The sequence below is a fragment of the Geodermatophilus sp. SYSU D00779 genome (genome assembly GCF_054050595.1).
On record NZ_JBJGZQ010000001.1, the window covers coordinates 1 to 18251 of the forward strand.

The following is an 18251-nucleotide window of genomic DNA, read 5'->3' on the forward strand; positions in this document are numbered from 1 at the left end:
GTGAGTGGTTGTGATGCCTGTCGACCTGCTCGATGTGGCCGTTGTTGGGGGGGGGCCCGTGGCGGGGTATGGGGTCCAGGGGCCCCGGGGGGGGCCCCGGGGCCCCCCCCCCCACCGCCGGTCCACCCGCGGCCATCTCCGCGGGAACGGCCGCGGGTGGACCGGCGCTCCCGTGTCGACGTGGCCGGGGAGGCGTCAGAGCGCCTTGAGGATGTCCTCGACCCGCTCGCGGGCGTCGCCGAAGAGCATCCGGGTGTTCTCCCGGAAGAACAGCGGGTTCTGCACGCCGGCGTAGCCGGTGCTCATCGAGCGCTTGAAGACGACGACGTGCTCGGCCTCCCACACCTGCAGCACCGGCATGCCGGCGATCGGGCTGCCCGGGTCCTCGAGCGCCGCCGGGTTGACGGTGTCGTTGGCCCCGATGACCAGTACGACGTCGGTCTTGGCGAGGTCGTCGTTGATCTCGTCCATCTCCAGGACGATGTCGTAGGGCACCTTCGCCTCGGCCAGCAGCACGTTCATGTGGCCGGGCAGCCGGCCGGCGACCGGGTGGATGCCGAACCGCACCTGCACGCCCTTGTCGCTCAGCTGGCGGGTCAGCTCCGCCACCGGGTACTGGGCGTGGGCCACCGCCATGCCGTAGCCGGGCGTGATGACCACCGACTCGGCGTCGCGCAGCAGCTCGGCGACCTCCTCGGCGGTGATCTCGGTGTGCTCGCCGTCCTCGGTGCCGGAGGCGGTGCTGCCCTCGTTGCCGAAGCCGCCGGCGATCACCGACAGGAAGGAGCGGTTCATCGCCCTGCACATGATGTAGCTGAGGTAGGCACCCGAGGAGCCGACCAGCGCGCCGGTGATGATCAGCAGGTCGTTGTCGAGCAGGAAGCCCGACGCCGCGGCCGCCCAGCCCGAGTAGCTGTTGAGCATCGAGACGACGACCGGCATGTCACCGCCGCCGATCGAGGCGACCAGGTGCCAGCCCAGCGCCAGCGCGAGCACGGTGACCGCGGCCAGCACCCCGAGCGACGGCGAGACGACGAAGACGACCGTCAGCGCGGCGAAGGCGACCAGCGCGCCGAGGTTGAGCCAGTTGCGGCCCGGCAGCATGAGGGGGTTGCTCTTGATCCGCGCCGAGAGCTTGAGGAAGGCGACGATCGAGCCGGTGAGGGTCACCGCGCCGATGAAGACGCCGATCACCACCTCGGCGGAGTGGATGCCGAGCAGGTCGGCCGGCACCTCGGTCTGCTCGCCCGCGTCCGCCTCGACGGACAGGTAGCCGTTCCAACCGACCAGGACGGCGGCCAGGCCGACGAAGCTGTGCAGCAGCGCGATCAGCTCGGGCATGCCGGTCATCTCGACCCGGCGGGCCCGCCACAGCCCGATCGCGGCGCCGCCGGCCATGGCGACGACGATCAGCCCGACGGCGGCGGCCTCGAGGCTGCGGGCGGCCAGGCCGACGGTCGCGGCCAGGGCGATCGCCATGCCGGCGATGCCGAAGGCGTTGCCCGACTTGGCGGTCTCGTGCCGGGACAACCCGGCGAGGCTGAGCACGAACAGCAGCGCGGCGACGACGTAGGCGCCGGCAGCGGCCGAGGTGAGCGTCATGGCGGTCAACTCCTCGTGAACATGCCGAGCATGCGGCGGGTCACGGCGAAGCCGCCGAAGACGTTGATGCTGGCGACCAGCACGGCGACCGTGGCCAGCACGGTCACCAGGACGCTGGTGTGGCCGATCTGCAGCAGGGCGCCGACCACGATGATCCCGGAGATGGCGTTGGTGACGCTCATCAGCGGCGTGTGCAGCGCGTGGTGCACGTTGCCGATCACGTAGAAGCCCACGACGACCGCCAGCGCGAACACCGTCAGGTTGCCGATCAGCTGGTTCGGGGAGAACGCGGCAGCCAGGAACAGCACCAGCGCCGCGACACCCACGACGGCCGCGGTCCGGGCGGGGGAGCGCGGCGCCCTCGGCGCGGGCGCGGGCGGGGCCGGGCGCGGGGCCGGAGCGGCGGCCGGCGCCGCGGACACCTGCACCGGCGGCGGGGGCCAGAGCAGCTCGCCGTCCCGCACCACGGTCATCGAGCGCTGGACGACGTCGTCGAGGTCGAGCACCAGCCGGCCGTCCTTGCCGGGGGTGAGCAGCTTGACCAGGTTGACCAGGTTCGTGCCGAACAGCTGCGAGGCCTGGCCGGGCAGCCGGCCCGGCAGGTCGGTGTAGCCGATGACCGTGACGCCGTTCGGGGTGACGACGACCTCGTCGGGCACCGAGCCGGCCACGTTGCCGCCCTGCGCGGTGGCCATGTCGACGATCACCGAGCCCGGCGCCATGGCGGCCACCATCTCCTCGGTGATCAGCCGCGGCGCCGGCCGGCCGGGGACCAGCGCGGTGGTGATCACGATGTCCACCTCGCGGACCTGCTCGGCGTACATCGCCGCGGCCCGCCGGTCGTAGTCCTCGCTGGTCACGCTCGCGTAGCCGGTGCCACCGCCGGCCTGCTCCCCGTCGGCGGGCACGCCGACGTACTCACCGCCCATCGAGGCGATCTGCTCGGCGACCTCGGGCCGCACGTCGGTGGCCCGCACGACCGCGCCCAGGCTGCTGGCCGCGCCGATCGCGGCCAGCCCGGCGACGCCCGCGCCGACGACGAGCACCGTCGCGGGGGGCACCTTGCCGGCGGCGGTGACCTGGCCGGTGAAGGAGCGGCCGAAGGCGTGCGCGGCCTCGATCACCGCCCGGTAGCCGGCGATGTTGGCCATCGAGCTGAGCACGTCCAGCGACTGCGCGCGGCTGATCCGCGGGACGGCGTCCATCGCCAGCGCGGTGATGGGCCGGCCGGCCAGCGTCGCCAGCAGGTCCGGGTCGAGCGCGGGCGCGAGGGTGCTCACCAGCACCGCGCCGTCGCGCAGCCGCCCGACCTCCTCGGCCGTCGGCTTGGCCACGTGCAGGACGACGTCGGCGCCCCACGCGTCGGCCGCCGTCCCCACCCGGGCCCCGGCCTGGCGGTAGCCGTCGTCGGGGAAGCTGGCCGCCGTCCCCGCTCCGGTCTCGACGACGACGTCGTGGCCCAGCGCGGTCAGCTGCCGCACGGTGGTCGGCGTCGCCGCCACGCGCGTCTCGCCGGGGCGGGTCTCCCGAGGGACTCCGATGAGCACGTCCGGTTCCTCCTGCGCGGGTCGGTCGCCGCCCATCCTCGGCGACGGAGCCGGGAACGGTGCGGTACAGCGGTGGCACCCGCCGGTGGGCGGGCAGTCCGGGACGGCGTGCACTGGTGGCGCAGCCGGGGAGATCATGCCGAACCGCGGGGCTCCGCCCGTGAGTGGGCTGCGTCACCCTCCGCAGCGAGTGCCGTCTCCACCCCTGCGGGGCCGGAGGCTCCACCCCCGGTGGGGTGAGGGGCGCCGTGCCCGGCTGGTGGGCACACCGTTCGATGCCGTACTCCTGTCCAGGCGGACGAGGGGCACGGATGCCGGTCGCCGCCTGTTCGGGAGGGGGGCGCGTGTCAGCGACGACCGCGACCGCTGAGCCACTGGTGCCGGCGGAGATCGTCTCGTCGGTCTTCTACGGGGCCGCGGTGAGCGACGGTCTCGTGCTCCTGGTGGCCGAGGTCGTGGACGGGACGCCGCGGATCGTCTGGGGCAACGAGGGCGCGACGCAGCTGCTCGGCTACGGAGCGGACGACCTGCGGTGGCTGCCGGTCGCCTCGCTGGTGCCGTCGTTGCGCGGCGCGGAGGCCGGACTGCTGCTCCGCCCGGGGCGCAGCGCACGCATGAACCTGTCCGTCCGCACCGCCAGCGGCGCCCTCGTCGGGGCACTCGTGCTGTGCACCCCCACGCCCAGCGGACGGACCTGGACGCTGCAGGTGGTCCCGGCCGACAGCGGGTCCGAGCGGGTCCTGCGGGCCACCGCCGACGCCCACGAGCGGCGCCTGGCCACGCTGGCCGAGCGCTCCCCGGTGCCCACGCTGCTCTCCGAGCAGGGCATGCGCCTGGCGCACGTCAACGACGCCTTCTGCAGCCTGGTGGGGCTGCAGGCCGAGCAGCTGCTCGGCACCGGCTGGATGGCCACGGTGCACCCCGAGGACCTCGACGACGTCATCGAGCAGGTCGTCGCCGTCCTCGGCGGGCGCGACGGGGAGACCAGGGCCCGGCTGGTCCGCGCGGACGGCACCGAGCGGACGACGGTCATCCGCTTCTCGCAGCTGTTCACCCCCGGCGTCGGGGCCGGCTTCGTCGGGACGATCGAGGACATCACCGACCGGCTGGCCTTCGAGGCCCGGCTGGAGCACCAGACGCACCACGACCCGCTCACCGGGCTGCCCAACCGCACCCTGCTCGCCGAGCGGGTGGCCGAGCGGTTCCGTCCCGGCGCCGGCGGCCTGGCCGTCATCTCCCTCGACCTGGACGACCTGACCGTCGTCAACGAGTCCCTCGGCCACGCCGCCGGTGACGAGCTGCTCGTGGAGGTCGCCACCCGGCTGCGCGCCACGGTGCCGCCCGGGGACCTGGTGGCACGCCCCGGCGGCGACGGGTTCGTCGTCGTCTGCGCGGACCTCGACGAGGACGCCGCGGTGGCGCTGGCCGAGCGGATCGGTGCGGCGCTGGCCCAGCCGGTGCGGCTCAGCGGGGTCGACGTCCGCCCGCACGCCAGCATCGGCGTCACCGTGCAGACCGCCGAGCACGGCACGGCGGAGGAGCTCGTCCGCGACGGCGACATCGCGGTGTGCCAGGCCAAGGCCGGCGGCAAGGGCCGCATCGCCGTGCTCGACCCGAGCGCCCGGGCCGAGGCGCGGGACAAGCTGCGGCTGGTCGCCGAGCTGCGCGAGGCGATCGAGCGGCGGGAGATCACGCTGCTCTACCAGCCGATCTTCCGCGCCACCGACGGGGCCCCGGTGGCCGTCGAGTCGCTGGCCCGCTGGCACCACCCGCGCCGTGGCCCGATCAGCCCGGCGGTGTTCGTCGCGCTGGCCGAGGAGGGCGGGCTGATCGGCGCGCTGGGCCTGCTGGTGCTCGACGAGACCTGCCGCCAGCTGGCCGAGTGGGACCGCGTGCTGGGCGACGCCGCCCCGCGGCGGGCCAACGTCAACGTCTCGGCGCTGCAGCTCGACGACCGGCTGCACGGCCACGTGGTCGCCGCCCTGGATCGGCACGGGCTGGCCCCGGCGCGGCTGCAGATCGAGATCACCGAGTCCGCCCTGATGGAGGACCCTGCCTCGGCCCGCGAGGTGCTCGTCCAGCTGCGCGACCTCGGCGTCTCGCTGGCCATCGACGACTTCGGCACCGGCTACTCGTCGCTGTCCTACCTGCGCCACCTCCCGGTGGACGTCCTCAAGGTGGACCGCTCGTTCGTCGCCGAGCTCGCCGACGGGCACACCGAGATCGCCTCGGCGGTCATCGCGCTGGCCCGCAGCCTCGGCCTGACGACCGTGGCGGAGGGGGTGGAGACCGAGGAGCAGGCCGCGCGGCTCGCCGACCTCGGGGCCGGCTTCCTCCAGGGCTTCGCCCTCGCCCGGCCGATGACCGGCTCCCGCGCCGCCGCCTGGTACGCCGTCCACACCCGATGACCGTCAGCCGCCTCGTCCCCCCGGGAGCAGCCGTGCCCACGACCCCTGCCACCACGCCGTCCTCCGACCTCGAGGCGGTGCTGAGCAGCATCGAGACGATGGCCGCGCAGGAACCGACCGCCGCGCAGATCGTGTCCATGGTCGATTCCGAGGACACCGACGCGCGCACCCTCGCCCGGATCCTGGCCTCCGACGTGGCGCTGGCGGGGCGGGTGATGAAGCTGGCCAACTCCGCCTACTTCGGCATGCGCGGGCGGGTCACCTCGCTGCAGGTCGCGGTCACCGTCGTCGGCTTCCCCACCGTGCGCACCATGGCCACCGTCGCGCTGTCCGGCCTGGACGACGAGTCGCGGCTGCCCGAGGGGTTCTGGGCGATGAGCACCTGCGTCGCACTGGCCGCCGCCACGCTGGCCCCGCGGTTCGGTGACCGCCCGCAGGACGCGCTGTGCCTGGGGCTGCTCGCGCCCCTGGGCGTCGCGCTGCTGCACCACAGCGACCGCGAGGGCTACGCCGAGCTGGCGGCCGCCGAGCCGACCGCCGCCGGTCGCCGGGCGGCCGAGGTGCGCCGCTACGGCATCCACGCCTTCCGGCTCACCGCGGTGGCGCTCGAGCAGTGGGGCTTCCCGTCGAGCATGGTCACCCCGCTGGGCGCGGTCGACGACCACGGCACCCAGGACGGCGCCCTGCTGCGTGCGGCCCTGGAGGTCGCCACCCGGCTGACGGTCGAGGACCACGTGCCGGTGCCGGTCGAGGAGCTCACCGGCGGGCAGCTCGGCGAGGACGCCGTCGTCGCGGTGCTGGACCGGGTGCGGGCCGAGGCCGACGAGCTGCGCCTGGCGATGCTGGGCGAGTAGGGCCGCTCACGACCCGGCGGCCCGGACCCGGTCGGCCACGTCGCGCAGGACCGCGGGCCAGTCGTCGATGCCGTACTCGCGGCCCATCCGGACGACGACCACGTCGGTGGCGGGGTCGACGTAGACGTACTGGCCCTTGTTGCCCCGCGCGGAGAAGCGCCCCTCCCGCTCGGTGTCGACCCACCACCAGTACTGGTAGTGCTCGGCCGGGTCGGCGGAGGTGTCGCGGGCGGTGGCCTCGGCGACCCAGGCCGCGGGCACCACCTGCCGGTCGCCGACCCGGCCCTCGTGCGCGAAGAGGTACCCGAAGCGGGCGTAGTCCACGGCCCGGGCGTTGAAGCCGCTCTCCATCTTCGGGAAACCCGAGGCCTCGCTGTCGGCGCTCCACGACGCGTCGGCCTCGGCGCCGAGCGGCTGCCACAGCACCTCGCTGGCGTAGTCGGCCACCGGGGTGCCGGTGGCCCGCTCCAGGACCAGTCCCACGAGCAGCGGGTTGTAGTTGTCGTAGTGCCAGCGGACGCCCGGGGCCTCGTCGATCTCCACCGACAGGGCGGTCGCCCGCAGGTCGGGGGAGTAGTAGGTGACCGAGTCGTCGCTCCAGGGCAGCCCGTGCTCCTCGTAGCGCAGCCCCGACGACATGGTGACCAGCGAGCGGAGGGTCACCCGGGCGAAGTCGGGGTCGCGGTCCAGCAGCTCCGGCACGTAGGTGGTGACCGGGTCGTCGAGGCTGCCGATGCGACCGCGGTCGACGGCGATGCCGACCAGGGTGGAGAGGATCGACTTGGCGACGGAGAACGACGTCTGGATCGCCTCCCGGCCGCCGCCGTGCAGGTACCGCTCGACGACCAGCTCGTCGCCGCGCAGGACGAGGAACGCCTGGGTCCCGGTGCGTGCGAGCAGCGCGTCGAGGTCCTCGGTCCCCCCGTCGGGCAGGGTCACCTCGTCGAGGACGCCGTCGGGCAGGGACCCCGGCCGGAGCTCCAGGGTCTGCGGGCCGGCGGGGACCGGCAGCGCCGGGAAGCGCCGCCAGTCGTCGACGTCGGCGTCGCGCCACACGACCGCCCGCGCCACCGCGGAGGAGTCGAGCGCGACCAGGGCCCACAGCTGCACGCCTCCGGCGGTGACCGCGAGGAACACCAGGGCCGCCACCAGCGCGGTGACCGTCCGCCCGCGCCTGCGGCGGACGAGCCGGGCGACGCCCCAGCCGGCGAGGCCGGCGACCGCGAGGAGCAGCGGCACGAGCAGCGGGGACGTGAGCACACCGGGAGGTTAGGGACCGCCGGCGGCCTCACGGCCGGGCGGACCGCGCGTGTCCGGACCCGGGACGACCGCGGCCGGCGCCCCCACGTGGGGACGCCGGCCGCGGTGTCCGCCGGTCGCTCAGCCGGTGTAGGGCGCGCCCAGCGGGTCGACGGTCTCGTGCCCGGTCACGTCGGCGGCGAGGCGGGACAGCGCCCAGTCGCCGTCGCCGAGGACGTGGTCGATGGCGGTGAGCCGGCTGGTGTGGTGGCCGACCGTGTACTCGGCGGTCACGCCGATCCCGCCGTGCAGCTGGATCGCCTCCTTGCCGATGTGCCGGCCGGCGCGGCTGGTCTGCAGCCGGGCGCGGTCGGCGGCGGTGACGACGTCCCCGCCGGCGTCGGCCACCATCGACGCCCACAGCGCGGTGCTGCGGGCCAGCTCGAGCGAGACGTACATGTCCGCGGCGCGGAAGGTGAGCGCCTGGAACCGGTTGAGCGTCACGCCGAACTGCTTGCGGGTCTTGAGGTACTCGGCCGTGGTGCGCAGCGCCGTCTCCATCGAGCCGATGGCCTCGTGGGCGTAGGCGATCCGCGCCTCGGCGAGCACCCACTCGATCTCCGCGGTCCGGTCGGCGGAGTCCTCACCCAGCAGCTCGGCCGGGGTGCGCTCGAAGCGGACGACCGCCGCGCGGCCCCCGTCGTGGGTGCGGTAGCCGGTGCGGGTCAGGCCCGCCGCGTCGCCGCGGACGAGGAACAGCGCCGTCCCGCCGTCGACCACCGCGGACACGACGAGGACGTCGGCCCGCGCGCCGTTGAGCACCGGCTCCTTGACGCCGGTGAGCGTCCAGGAGTCGCCGTCCCGGGTGGCGGCGACGGCCTCGGCCGACGGGCCCCAGCGGGTGCCGGGCTCGGCGTGCGCGGCGGCGGCCAGCGTCGTCCCCTCGGCGATGCCGCTCAGGACCTCGCCCTTCTGGGCGTCGGTGCCGACGGCGGCGACCAGGCCGCCGGCGAGCACGACCGCCTCGACGAACGGCTCGGGCGCGAGCACCCGACCGATCTCCTCGGCGACGATCGCCACCTCGATCGGCCCGGCGCCCATGCCGCCGTGCTCCTCGGCGAAGGGGAGCCCCAGCAGGCCCATCTCGGCCAGCCGCGACCAGGTCTTCTCGTCGTAGCCCGGGTCGGTCCCGGTCACCCGGCGGCGCTGCTCGCTGTCGCCGTAGGCACGCTCCAGCAGACCGCGCACGGCCTCCCGGAGGTCGTTCTGCTCGCTGTCGAAGGTGAAGTCCACGGTTTGCCTCAGAGCCCCAGGATCGTGCCGGCGATGATGGTGCGCTGCACCTCGTTGGAGCCTCCGTAGATGGAGACCTTGCGGTAGTTGAGGTACTCCGGCGTGGCCACGCGGGCCCAGTCGGGGACCTCGGAGCCACCGTCGGCGAACGAGGACAGCGACAGCGGGCCGGCGATGTCGACCACCAGCTCCGTGGCGGCCTGCTGCAGCTCCGAGCCGCGGAGCTTGAGCACCGACGAGGCCGGGTGCGGCTTGCCGTCGGCCGAGTGCGCGGCCACGCGCAGCGCGGTGAGCTCCAGCGCGAGGAGCTCGTTCTCCACCTCGGCGATGCGGCCGGCCATGCGCGGGTCCTCGGCGAGCGGGCGACCGCCCACGGTGACCTCCTGCGCGTACGCCTTGGCCTGGGCCAGCAGCCGCTTCGTGCTGCCCACCCGCGCGATGCCCACCCGCTCGTTGCCGAGCAGGAACTTGGCGTAGTCCCAGCCGCGGTTCTCCTCGCCGATCAGGTTCTCGGCCGGCACGCGGACGTCCTCGAAGAAGACCTCGTTGACCTCGACGCTGCCGTCGATGAGCTCGATCGGCCGCAGCGTGACGCCCGGGGTGTCCATCGGGAAGACCAGCAGCGAGATGCCGCGCTGCTTCTTCTCCGCGGTCGGGTCGGTGCGGACCAGGCAGAAGATCCAGTCGGCGTGCTGGCCCAGCGTCGTCCACGTCTTCTGGCCGTTGACGACCCAGTCGTCGCCGTCGCGGACGGCGGTGGTGCGCAGGCTGGCCAGGTCGGAGCCGGCGTCGGGCTCGGAGAAGCCCTGGCACCACCAGATGTCCAGGTTCGCCGTCTTCGCCAGGAACCGCTCCTTCTGCTCCTGGTTCCCGAAGGCCGCGATCACCGGGCCGATCATGCTGGCGTTGAAGGCGAGCGGTTCCGGCACGCAGGCCAGCTGCATCTCCTCGCGCCAGATGTGCCGCTGCAGCGGCGTCCAGTCCCTACCGCCCCACTCCACCGGCCAGTGCGGTACGGCGAGCCCCGCGGCGTTCAGGATCCGCTGGGTCCGGACGTACTGGTCCTTTGAGACGTGCCGGCGGGCCGCGACGGTGTCGCGGATCTCCCGGGGCACCTGGGTGGTGAAGAACGTGCGCATCTCCTCCCGGAAGGCCTCCAGCTCCGGGGACAGTTGCAACCGCATCGGGCCTCTCTCCTGACGGCGACCGTGCCGTCTCGCAGGGTGGGAGACCGACTTTCCCACACTTCCTACCGGCGGGTAGCACCGGTGGGTACGGCGTGGCGGTCGTCCTCCCGGGCTCGCCGACCACCGCCCGCCGCAGGCGACGGGGGAGGCGTCGGGCCCCGCGCGGGCTGCCCACGGCGGGGGAACGTGCGCGGTGTGCCGCCCGTTGCCGGGCCATGGAGCTGACCTGTCCCAAGTGCCAGGGCGTGATGCGCACCTACGAGCGCAACGGCGTGCACGTCGACCAGTGCACCGAGTGCCGCGGCATCTTCCTCGACCGCGGTGAGCTCGAGCGGCTGATCGACGCAGAGGACGCCTGGCACGGCGGCGGCCGGTCGACCGCCCCCTCCTCGTCCGCCGGGTACGGCGGGTCGGCCGGGCACGGGACCCCGGGCCACGGGACCTCCGGCCACGGCGCCGGTGGGCTGGGCGCCGGCGGGCTCGGTGCGGTCGTCGGCGAGGTGCTCAACCAGGTGTCGAAGAAGCAGCACTCCTCGGGGTACGGGCACAAGCGCAAGCAGTCGTTCCTGGGCGAGCTCTTCGGCTGAGGGAGGACCTCCGCGCCTCGGCGGAGGACCCCGTCCTCCCCGTCCCCCGCGGGCTCGGCGCGGGACCCGGGACGGGGCCGGCGGACGCCCGGAGGGTGACCGTCCGGCACGTCACGGGGCCGGCGGCGGGACCCCGCCCCGCGGGGGACGCTGGAGGACGTGTTCGACGTCGACTGGATGGGTCAGCTCAGCCGCGAGGTGCTGCGGGAGCGGCTGCCCGCGCTGATCGCCGAGACCTGCGCGTGGACCGTCGGGATGTCCGACCGGCCGCACCACGAGCGGCGCCGCGGCCGGCTGGGTGAGACCGGCGGGACCATCGGCGACCGCATCGCCCGCGGGCAGCCGCTGTCCGGCGAGGAGGACGGCCGGCTCGACCTCGGCGACGCCCGGCCGGGCAGCTTCCGCGACGTGCTGAACGCGGTGGACGCCACCGGGGTCCTCTACGCCGACCGGTTCGACCGCGAGGTGCTCGACCCGTTCGTGCTGGCCACCTGCGTGCTGGCCGCCGAGCGGGCGCGCGCCACCCGGCGGGCGGAGTGGGCCGAGCTGCTCGACGACCTCGGGGAGGACGGCCGCGACCTGGTCGGCGTGGTCCGGGCGGGGGAGTGGGAGGCGTCGCTGCGCACCGAGGCCGAGCACCTGGTGCTGGCCGCGCTGGCCGACGTCCCGCTGCTGGAGGTCGAGGCCGAGGGGCTGCCGCTGTCGTTGGTGCGGGCGGCCGAGGCGCTGACCCGGGAGGCCGCGACCGCCCCGCCGCCCGGGCCGCCGGGGGAGGACCCGGCCGCCTCGGGGGCGGTCTTCCTGGCCCGGGCCGCGCTGGCGGACCTCGACGAGCCGGTGCCGCCGTCGCTGGCCGACCGGGTGCTCGCCGCGCTGCTGGCCGAGGGCATCGAGCCCGAGGAGCTGCCCGCCGTCCTGCCGCACCTGCCGCTGGCGCCGGGCACCGCGGACGCCGTCCTCACCCTGCTCGAGGCCGGCCGCTGAGCGCCCGCCGGGACACCGCCCTCGCGCCGGGGTGCCGGCGTCCGTCACGATGGGCGGGGCGGTCCAGGGCCGCGGAGTCCGGCGGACGGAGGACGGAATGACCGATCAGCAGCCGGTCGAGCCCGACGCGATCATCGGGAGGGACGGTGCCGCGGTCCCGGGCCCGCGGGGTTCCGGCCTGGCGCCGCAGCAGCTCCCCTCGCTGGTCCCGGCGCTCGCGCGCGTGGCGCTCGCCGGGCCGCTGCTCACGGCGTCGGCGGTCGCGCTCACCGCGGCCGCGGCGGCCAAGGCGGTCGAGGTGGCCGGCCGGGTGGCCCGGCAGCGGATGGGTGCCGGTGCGGTCGAGCAGGTGTTCCCCGGCGGGTTCGAGGTCACCTGGACCAGGGTCGAGGTCCGGTGGCGCCCCTGAGCGTCGCCGCTCCCCACGGCCCGGCGCGACCGGGCTGACCCGGCCGCCCACCGCCGCGGCCACTCCCGCGGAGATGGCCGGAGGGGGCGGCCCGTCCCTGCTGAGAGGGTCCCAGGGATTCAGAGCTCGAGCGGCAGCCCGGTGTAGTTCTCCGCGAGCTCACGCGCGGCGGCCTCCGAGGAGCAGACCCGGCGCAGCTGGGACAGCTGCAGCTCGGCGTCGAAGTCGTCGCCGGAGCGGTGCAGCATCGACGTCATCCACCAGGAGAAGTGCGTGCACCGCCAGACGCGGGCCAGGGCGCGGTCGGAGTAGGAGTCGACCAGGTCGGTCTCCTTCTCCTGCAGCAGCCGCACCAGCGCCCGGGCCAGCAGGGTGACGTCGGCGACGGCGAGGTTGAGGCCCTTCGCGCCGGTCGGCGGGACGATGTGCGCGGCGTCCCCGGCGAGGAAGAGCCGGCCGCGGCGCATCGGGGCGCTGACGAACGAGCGCATCGGCAGGATCGACTTCTCCGTCACCGGCCCGCGGTTGACCGACCAGCCCTCCAGCGCCATCCGGGTGTCGAGCGCGTCCCAGATCCGCTCGTCGGACCAGTCCTCGATCCTCTCCGACGGGTCGACCTGCAGGTACAGCCGGGACACCCTCGGCGAGCGCATCGAGTACAACGCGAAGCCCTCGGGGTGCCAGGCGTAGATCAGCTCGTCGGTGGCGGGGGCGGCGTCGGCCAGGATGCCCAGCCAGGCGTAGGGGTAGGTGCGCTCCCACACCCGTCCGCCGGCCTCCTGCACCACCGGCCGCGAGACGCCGTGGAAGCCGTCGGTGCCGGCGACGGCGTCGCACTCGAGCACCTGCGGGACGCCGTCCGCGTCGGTGAACCGGATCCGCGGGCTGTCGCCGTCGACGTCCTCGAGCCGGACGTCGGAGACCTCGAACAGCAGCGGCGGGCCGCCGTCCAGCTGGGCCTTGATGAGGTCCTTGGTGACCTCGGTCTGCCCGTAGACCCACACGGTGCGCCCGCACAGCGACGGGAAGTCCAGCGTGTGCCGCACACCCGGGTACTGCAGGTGGATGCCGGAGTGCTCCAGGCCCTCGCGCTGCAGCCGGTCGCCCACGCCGGCCGCGGTCAGCGTGTCGACGGTGTGCTGCTCGAGGATGCCGGCGCGGATGCGCGCCTCCACGTACTCCCGCGACCGGTTCTCCAGGACGACGGAGTCGATGCCCTGCAGGGCCAGCAGCCGTGACAGCAGGAGGCCGGCCGGGCCGGCGCCGATGATCCCCACCTGGGTGCGCACGGGCCGAGTGTGACCGCCGCAACGCCAGGATGGGAACCGTTCGCTCCCGCTCAGTGGAAGGGCTGTGCCCGCGCCAGCTCCCGCCCGATGCCGCGCGCGGCGACCTCCAGCACCGGCACCAGCCGCAGCAGGTCCCGCCGGTGGCTGGGGACGACGATGCCCAGGGCGGCGACGACCGCCGGGCCGGCCGGCCGCTCGACCCGCACCGGGACGGCGACCGACAGCGTGCCCAGCGACATCTCCTCGGCGGTCCGGGCGTACCCGCGGCGGCGCACCTCGGCGATCTCCCGGCGCAGCCGCCCGGGGTCGACGATGGTGTGCCGCGTCTCGCGGGTCGGCGCGCGCAGCACCGCCTCGGCGACGTCCTCCGGCGCGGCGGCCAGCAGCACCTTGCCCACCGCGGTGGCGTGCAGCGGCAGCCGGCTGCCCACCTGGCTGACCACCGGCACCGACTCGCGGCCGGAGACCCGCTCGACGTACAGCGCGCTGCGGCCCTCGCGGACCGCCAGGTGCACGGTGTCGCGGGTCGCGGTGTGCACGTCGAGCAGGAACGGCGCGGCGACCTGGCGCAGCTCCAGCTGCACCGGCGCCAGCAGGCCGAGGTCCCACAGCCGGCGGCCGATCTCGTAGCGGCCGTCGGGACGCCGCTGCAGCGCACCCCAGTCGGTGAGCTCGCCGAGCAGCCGGTGCACGGTGGTCAGCGGCATGGCGCAACGCTCGGCGATCTCCGAGAGCGACAGCCGCGGGGCGGCGGTGTCGAAGGCGCCGAGGACGGCGAGCGCGCGGGAGGTGACCGACCGCCCGGGGGTGCTGCTCCGACCGGCCATCGCACCTCCCTGCTTCCGACCACCGGAAGCGATCGCTTGGGCAGCGTAGAGCCGGGCCGTACCTTCCACGCTATGACCGGCACCACATCGGAGAGCAGGCTGATCCTGCCGCGCTACCTGCGCGAACCCGCCGAGAAGCGGACGCCCGTCGGATTCCCCGACTACCGGAGCACGGCGCTGCGCGCACCGCTGCGCACCCCGGTCGACCTGCCGCACCGGCTCACCGAGGTCACCGGCCCGGTGCTCGGCGAGGACCGGGTGCTGCCCCAGGACGCCGACCTGACCCTGCGCAACGGCGGCGAGGCGATCGGCCAGCGGATCCTCGTGTACGGGCGGGTCCTCGACAGCGACGGCCGCCCGGTGCCGGACGCGTTGGTGGAGGTGTGGCAGGCCAACGCGGCCGGTCGCTACCGGCACGTCGCCGACAACTGGCCGGCGCCGCTGGACCCGCACTTCGACGGGCTGGGCCGCGTGGTGACCGACAGCCTGGGCCGCTACGAGTTCATGACGGTCAAACCCGGCGCCTACCCGTGGGGCAACCACCACAACGCCTGGCGGCCCGCGCACATCCACTTCAGCCTGTTCGGCCGCGCGTTCACCCAGCGGCTGGTCACCCAGATGTACTTCCCGGACGACCCGCTGTTCGGCCAGGACCCGATCTTCAACGCCATCCCTCCCGCCGCACGGCACCGGGCGGTCAGCCGGTACTCCCTCGAGCGCACGCAGGACAACTGGGCGCTGGCCTTCGAGTGGGACATCGTGCTGCGCGGCACCGACCAGACCCCCTTCGAGACCGACGACGACGGAGATGTGGCGTGATGGCAGCCGAGGGAGCGTCGCGGTTCGTGGACCCGCTGGACGTCCCGCCGGACCCGGCCACCCCGTTCCAGCCCCGGTCCGGGCAGCGCGGCACCGGCTTCCTCACCGAGCCGTTCCGGCTGGGCACCACCCCGAGCGCGACCGTCGGGCCCTACCTGGCCATCGGCCTGACCTGGCCGGACGGCATCTGGGCCGCGGCGGAGGGCACCGAGGGTGGGATCTGGATCCGCGGCCGCGTGCTCGACGGCGCGGGCGACGTCGTCCCCGACGCCATGCTGGAGACCTGGCAGGCCGACCCGGACGGGCGCTTCCCGTCGCCCGAGGACCCCCGCGGCGCGTCGACCCACCCCGGCTTCCGCGGCTACGCCCGCGTCTCGACGGTCCACCCGCCGGGGGAGTTCGGGATCTTCACGCTCAAGCCGGGCCGGGTGCCCGACGGCGAGGGCGGCCTGCAGGCGCCGCACATCGACGTCTCGGTCTTCGCCCGCGGCCTGCTCGACCGCGTCGTCACCCGCATCTACTTCGCCGACGAGGCCGCGGCCAACGCCGAGGACGTCGTCCTGCGGGGGCTGACCGAGGAGCAGCGCCGCACGCTGGTCGCGGAGCCGACCGACGACGGCTACCGCCTGGACATCCACCTGCAGGGCGAGCGGGAGACGGTGTTCTTCGCCGTATGACGCTGCTCTCCGGGACCTTCGCCCGCGGCGGGGCCGCGGCCGCCGTCTCCGACGACGCCTGGTTCCGGGCGCTGCTCGCCGTCGAGGCCGCCCTGGCCCGCGCTGCGGCCCGCACCGGGCTGGTGCCCGCCACCGCGGCCGACGCGGTCACCGCCGCCTGCGCGCACCCCGAGCGGCTGGACCTGGCGACCGTGGTGGCCCGGGCGGCGGACGCCGGCAACCCGGTGCCGCCGCTGGTGCGGGTGCTGCAGGACGCGGTCGGCGAGCGCGACGCCGTCGCCGTCCACGTCGGGGCCACCAGCCAGGACGTGCTCGACACCGCGCTGCTGCTGATGGCGCGCGACGCAATCGCCGCGGTCGACGCCGACCTGGCCGCGGCCGCGGGGACCGTCGCGGAGCTCGCCCGCACCCACCGGGACGACGTCCTGGCCGGCCGCACGCTCATGCAGCAGGCGCTGCCCACGACCTTCGGGCTCAAGGCCGCCGGCTGGCTGGCCGGGCTGGACGGCGCCCGGCTGCGGCTGGCCGAGGTGGTCGCCGAGCTGCCGGTGCAGTACGGCGGCGCCGTCGGCACGCTGGCCGCCAGCGGTGGGGCCGGCGTGGCGCTGCGGGCGGCGCTGGCGGAGGAGCTGCAGCTGACGAGCCCCGCCGTCCCGTGGTTCACCGTCCGGCTGCCGGTCGCCGACCTGGCCGGGGCGCTGGGTGCCGCCGCCGGCGTGGTCGCCACGGTGGCCGTCGACGTGGTGCTGCTCGCCCAGACCGAGGTGGCGGAGGTCGCCGAGGTGGGCGAGGGGCGGGGCGGGTCGTCGGCGATGCCGCACAAGCGCAACCCCGTGGCCGCCATCTCCGCCCGGGCCTGCGCCCGCCGCGCGCCGGGACTCGTCGCCACGCTGCTGGCGGCGATGGAGCAGGAGCACGAGCGGGCCGCCGGCGCCTGGCACAGCGAGTGGCCGACGCTCACCGAGCTGTTGACCACCGTCGGGTCGGCGTCGTCGTGGCTGGCCGAGAGCCTGCGCGGGCTGCGCCCGGACCCGGCCCGCATGGCCGCCACCGCCGCGGCCGCGGCCGAGGGACCGCTGGCCGGCGCGCTCGCCGAGGCGCTGGCGGCCACCCTCGGCAAGGGGGCTGCGCACGACGCCGCGGCCGCGGCCGTCCGCGAGGCCCGCGACAGCGGCCGGCCGCTGGCCGAGGTGGTCGCCGCCCGCACCGACGTCGACGTGCGTGCGGTGCTCGCGGCCGGTACACCCGACGTCGGCGAGGCCGGCGCCCAGGTGGACGCCGCGCTCGCCGAGCACGCCGCACTCACGGAGGGACGCCCATGACAGCCGTCGAGGTCTCGTACACCGAGGACGGGCCGGCCGACGCGCCGGTCGTCGTCCTGTCCAACTCGCTCGGGGCCACCCGCGGCATGTGGGACCCGCAGGTGCCCGCGCTGGCCGAGCGCTACCGGGTGGTCACCTACGACACCCGCGGCCACGGCGACTCGCCGTCCCCCGCGGGGCCCTGGTCCCTCGACGACCTGGTGGACGACGTCGTCGCGCTGCTCGACCGGCTCGGCGTGCAGCGGGCCCACGTTGCCGGGCTGTCCCTGGGCGGGATGACGGCGCTGCGGCTGGCCGCCCGCGAGCCCGCACGGGTGGACCGGCTCGTCGCGCTGGCCACGTCGGCCAAGCCCGACCCGCAGGGCTTCCTCGACCGCGCCGCAGCGGCCCGCTCCGGCGGGACCGCGCCGCTGGCACCGACGGTGGTGAGCCGGTGGCTGACGCCGGCGTACGCCGCTGAGCACCCGGACCTGGTGGCGCGGCTCGAGGCGATGATCGTCAGCGCCGACGACGAGGGCTACGCGCTGTGCTGCGAGGTGGTGGCGGCGGTGGACCTGCGCGAGGACCTGGCGCGGATCACTGCTCCGACGCTGGTCGTGTCGGGCGCCGAGGACCCCGCGCTGCCGCCGCCGCACCAGCAGGCGATTGCCGAGGGCGTCGCCGGCGCCTCGCTGGTGTCGGTGAGCCCGGGCGCGCACCTGCCCAACCTCGAGCAGCCGCTGGAGGTCACCGGTGCGCTCCTGGCGCACCTCGACGCGGCGGGCGGGCACGCATGAGCGAGCTGCCCGATACCGGCGACGCCCGCCGGGCTCCGCACCCCAGCACGGACGACGAGCGCCGTGCTGCCGGCATGCGCACCCGGCGGGAGGTGCTCGGCGACGCCTGGGTCGACCGCGCCGTCGCGAACACCACGCCGTTCACCGCCGACTTCCAGGACTTCATCACCCGGGTGGCCTGGGGCGACGTGTGGCAGCGCCCCGGCCTGTCCCGCCGCGACCGCAGCCTGATGACGCTGTCGATCACCATCGCGCTGCGCCACTGGGACGAGTTCGCGCTGCACGTGCGGGCGGCCAAGAACAACGGCCTGTCCGACGAGGAGATCGCCGAGGTCGTCCAGCACGCCGCCGTCTACGCCGGCGTGCCCGCGGCCAACCACGCCTTCAAGGTCGCCGCGCCGATCCTGGCGGAGCTGCGCGGCGACTGACGA

The 18251-nt window shown here is 75.2% G+C and carries 17 protein-coding genes; 10 read left to right on the forward strand and 7 right to left on the reverse strand.

What is annotated here, in order from left to right:
- Positions 1 to 195: 195 nt before the first annotated feature.
- Both pntB and ACI79G_RS00010 read right to left on the reverse strand, forming a co-directional pair.
- Complete coding sequence (gene pntB / locus ACI79G_RS00005; protein WP_456878559.1) at positions 196 to 1602, reverse strand: Re/Si-specific NAD(P)(+) transhydrogenase subunit beta; 1407 nt, start codon at positions 1600 to 1602, stop codon at positions 196 to 198.
- A gap of 5 nt (positions 1603 to 1607) precedes the next feature.
- Positions 1608 to 3185, reverse strand: coding sequence for a Re/Si-specific NAD(P)(+) transhydrogenase subunit alpha (locus ACI79G_RS00010; RefSeq protein ID WP_456878561.1), 1578 nt, complete (start codon positions 3183 to 3185; stop codon positions 1608 to 1610).
- 308 nt (positions 3186 to 3493) lie between these two features.
- Here ACI79G_RS00010 and ACI79G_RS00015 point away from each other — a divergent pair, with 308 nt between their 5' ends.
- Both ACI79G_RS00015 and ACI79G_RS00020 read left to right on the forward strand, forming a co-directional pair.
- Complete coding sequence (locus ACI79G_RS00015) at positions 3494 to 5557, forward strand: putative bifunctional diguanylate cyclase/phosphodiesterase (RefSeq protein WP_456878563.1); 2064 nt, start codon at positions 3494 to 3496, stop codon at positions 5555 to 5557.
- Between the two features lie 32 nt (positions 5558 to 5589).
- Positions 5590 to 6411 (forward strand): HDOD domain-containing protein, encoded by an 822-nt coding sequence (locus ACI79G_RS00020; protein WP_456878564.1) that lies wholly within the window; start codon positions 5590 to 5592, stop codon positions 6409 to 6411.
- A gap of 6 nt (positions 6412 to 6417) precedes the next feature.
- On the opposite strand, the gene ACI79G_RS00025 is transcribed toward ACI79G_RS00020, so the two are convergent.
- The 3 genes from ACI79G_RS00025 to ACI79G_RS00035 all read right to left on the reverse strand — a co-directional run bounded on the left by ACI79G_RS00025 (position 6418) and on the right by ACI79G_RS00035 (position 10127).
- Positions 6418 to 7671, reverse strand: coding sequence for a serine hydrolase domain-containing protein (locus ACI79G_RS00025; protein ID WP_456878566.1), 1254 nt, complete (start codon positions 7669 to 7671; stop codon positions 6418 to 6420).
- Between the two features lie 120 nt (positions 7672 to 7791).
- Positions 7792 to 8943 (reverse strand): acyl-CoA dehydrogenase family protein, encoded by a 1152-nt coding sequence (locus ACI79G_RS00030; RefSeq protein ID WP_456878567.1) that lies wholly within the window; start codon positions 8941 to 8943, stop codon positions 7792 to 7794.
- Positions 8944 to 8951: 8 nt separating this feature from the next.
- The gene (locus ACI79G_RS00035; protein WP_456878568.1) at positions 8952 to 10127 is read right to left on the reverse strand and encodes an acyl-CoA dehydrogenase family protein; all 1176 of its coding nucleotides are present in this window, start codon (positions 10125 to 10127) and stop codon (positions 8952 to 8954) included.
- A gap of 218 nt (positions 10128 to 10345) precedes the next feature.
- Here ACI79G_RS00035 and ACI79G_RS00040 point away from each other — a divergent pair, with 218 nt between their 5' ends.
- The 3 genes from ACI79G_RS00040 to ACI79G_RS00050 all read left to right on the forward strand — a co-directional run bounded on the left by ACI79G_RS00040 (position 10346) and on the right by ACI79G_RS00050 (position 12110).
- The gene (locus tag ACI79G_RS00040; protein ID WP_456878570.1) at positions 10346 to 10717 is read left to right on the forward strand and encodes a TFIIB-type zinc ribbon-containing protein; all 372 of its coding nucleotides are present in this window, start codon (positions 10346 to 10348) and stop codon (positions 10715 to 10717) included.
- Positions 10718 to 10876: 159 nt separating this feature from the next.
- A complete protein-coding gene (locus ACI79G_RS00045; protein WP_456878571.1) occupies positions 10877 to 11701 on the forward strand; it encodes a hypothetical protein in 825 nt (274 codons plus the stop codon).
- A 97-nt stretch (positions 11702 to 11798) separates the two neighbouring features.
- Positions 11799 to 12110 carry a hypothetical protein gene (locus ACI79G_RS00050; RefSeq protein ID WP_456878573.1) on the forward strand — a complete coding sequence of 104 codons (312 nt, stop codon included), beginning with the start codon at positions 11799 to 11801 and terminating at the stop codon, positions 12108 to 12110.
- A gap of 119 nt (positions 12111 to 12229) precedes the next feature.
- Here ACI79G_RS00050 and ACI79G_RS00055 read toward each other — a convergent pair whose 3' ends face one another.
- Positions 12230 to 13399: a 4-hydroxybenzoate 3-monooxygenase gene (locus ACI79G_RS00055; RefSeq protein ID WP_456878574.1), complete on the reverse strand. Its 1170-nt coding sequence runs from the start codon at positions 13397 to 13399 to the stop codon at positions 12230 to 12232.
- A gap of 50 nt (positions 13400 to 13449) precedes the next feature.
- Positions 13450 to 14226: an IclR family transcriptional regulator gene (locus ACI79G_RS00060; RefSeq protein WP_456878576.1), complete on the reverse strand. Its 777-nt coding sequence runs from the start codon at positions 14224 to 14226 to the stop codon at positions 13450 to 13452.
- A 72-nt stretch (positions 14227 to 14298) separates the two neighbouring features.
- On the opposite strand from ACI79G_RS00060, the gene pcaH reads away from it, so the two are divergent.
- Genes pcaH through pcaC form a run of 5 tightly spaced genes read left to right on the forward strand, consistent with a single transcriptional unit; the run spans position 14299 to position 18248 of the window.
- Positions 14299 to 15045, forward strand: a complete 747-nt coding sequence (pcaH, locus tag ACI79G_RS00065; RefSeq protein WP_456878578.1) for a protocatechuate 3,4-dioxygenase subunit beta — start codon at positions 14299 to 14301, stop codon at positions 15043 to 15045.
- Entirely contained in the window at positions 15045 to 15722 is a 678-nt protein-coding gene (gene pcaG, locus ACI79G_RS00070) for a protocatechuate 3,4-dioxygenase subunit alpha (RefSeq protein ID WP_456878580.1), read from the forward strand. The genes pcaH and pcaG overlap by 1 nt, the downstream gene beginning before the upstream one ends.
- Positions 15719 to 17044: a 3-carboxy-cis,cis-muconate cycloisomerase gene (gene pcaB, locus ACI79G_RS00075; RefSeq protein ID WP_456878582.1), complete on the forward strand. Its 1326-nt coding sequence runs from the start codon at positions 15719 to 15721 to the stop codon at positions 17042 to 17044. The genes pcaG and pcaB overlap by 4 nt, the downstream gene beginning before the upstream one ends.
- The gene (pcaD, locus tag ACI79G_RS00080; protein ID WP_456878584.1) at positions 17041 to 17820 is read left to right on the forward strand and encodes a 3-oxoadipate enol-lactonase; all 780 of its coding nucleotides are present in this window, start codon (positions 17041 to 17043) and stop codon (positions 17818 to 17820) included. The genes pcaB and pcaD overlap by 4 nt, the downstream gene beginning before the upstream one ends.
- Positions 17817 to 18248, forward strand: a complete 432-nt coding sequence (gene pcaC / locus ACI79G_RS00085) for a 4-carboxymuconolactone decarboxylase (protein ID WP_456878585.1) — start codon at positions 17817 to 17819, stop codon at positions 18246 to 18248. Before pcaD ends, pcaC begins: the two co-directional genes overlap by 4 nt.
- The last annotated feature ends 3 nt before the right edge of the window (positions 18249 to 18251 follow it).

Excerpts from the sequence above, each read along its gene's own strand:
- pntB (WP_456878559.1), bottom strand. The coding sequence starts at position 1,602 with ATGACGCTCACCTCGGCCGCTGCCGGCGCCTACGTCGTCGCCGCGCTG.
- ACI79G_RS00010 (WP_456878561.1), bottom strand. The coding sequence starts at position 3,185 with ATGGGCGGCGACCGACCCGCGCAGGAGGAACCGGACGTGCTCATCGGA.
- ACI79G_RS00035 (WP_456878568.1), bottom strand. The coding sequence starts at position 10,127 with ATGCGGTTGCAACTGTCCCCGGAGCTGGAGGCCTTCCGGGAGGAGATG.
- ACI79G_RS00040 (WP_456878570.1), top strand. The coding sequence starts at position 10,346 with ATGGAGCTGACCTGTCCCAAGTGCCAGGGCGTGATGCGCACCTACGAG.
- ACI79G_RS00050 (WP_456878573.1), top strand. The coding sequence starts at position 11,799 with ATGACCGATCAGCAGCCGGTCGAGCCCGACGCGATCATCGGGAGGGAC.
- ACI79G_RS00060 (WP_456878576.1), bottom strand. The coding sequence starts at position 14,226 with ATGGCCGGTCGGAGCAGCACCCCCGGGCGGTCGGTCACCTCCCGCGCG.
- pcaH (WP_456878578.1), top strand. The coding sequence starts at position 14,299 with ATGACCGGCACCACATCGGAGAGCAGGCTGATCCTGCCGCGCTACCTG.
- pcaG (WP_456878580.1), top strand. The coding sequence starts at position 15,045 with ATGGCAGCCGAGGGAGCGTCGCGGTTCGTGGACCCGCTGGACGTCCCG.
- pcaB (WP_456878582.1), top strand. The coding sequence starts at position 15,719 with ATGACGCTGCTCTCCGGGACCTTCGCCCGCGGCGGGGCCGCGGCCGCC.
- pcaD (WP_456878584.1), top strand. The coding sequence starts at position 17,041 with ATGACAGCCGTCGAGGTCTCGTACACCGAGGACGGGCCGGCCGACGCG.
- pcaC (WP_456878585.1), top strand. The coding sequence starts at position 17,817 with ATGAGCGAGCTGCCCGATACCGGCGACGCCCGCCGGGCTCCGCACCCC.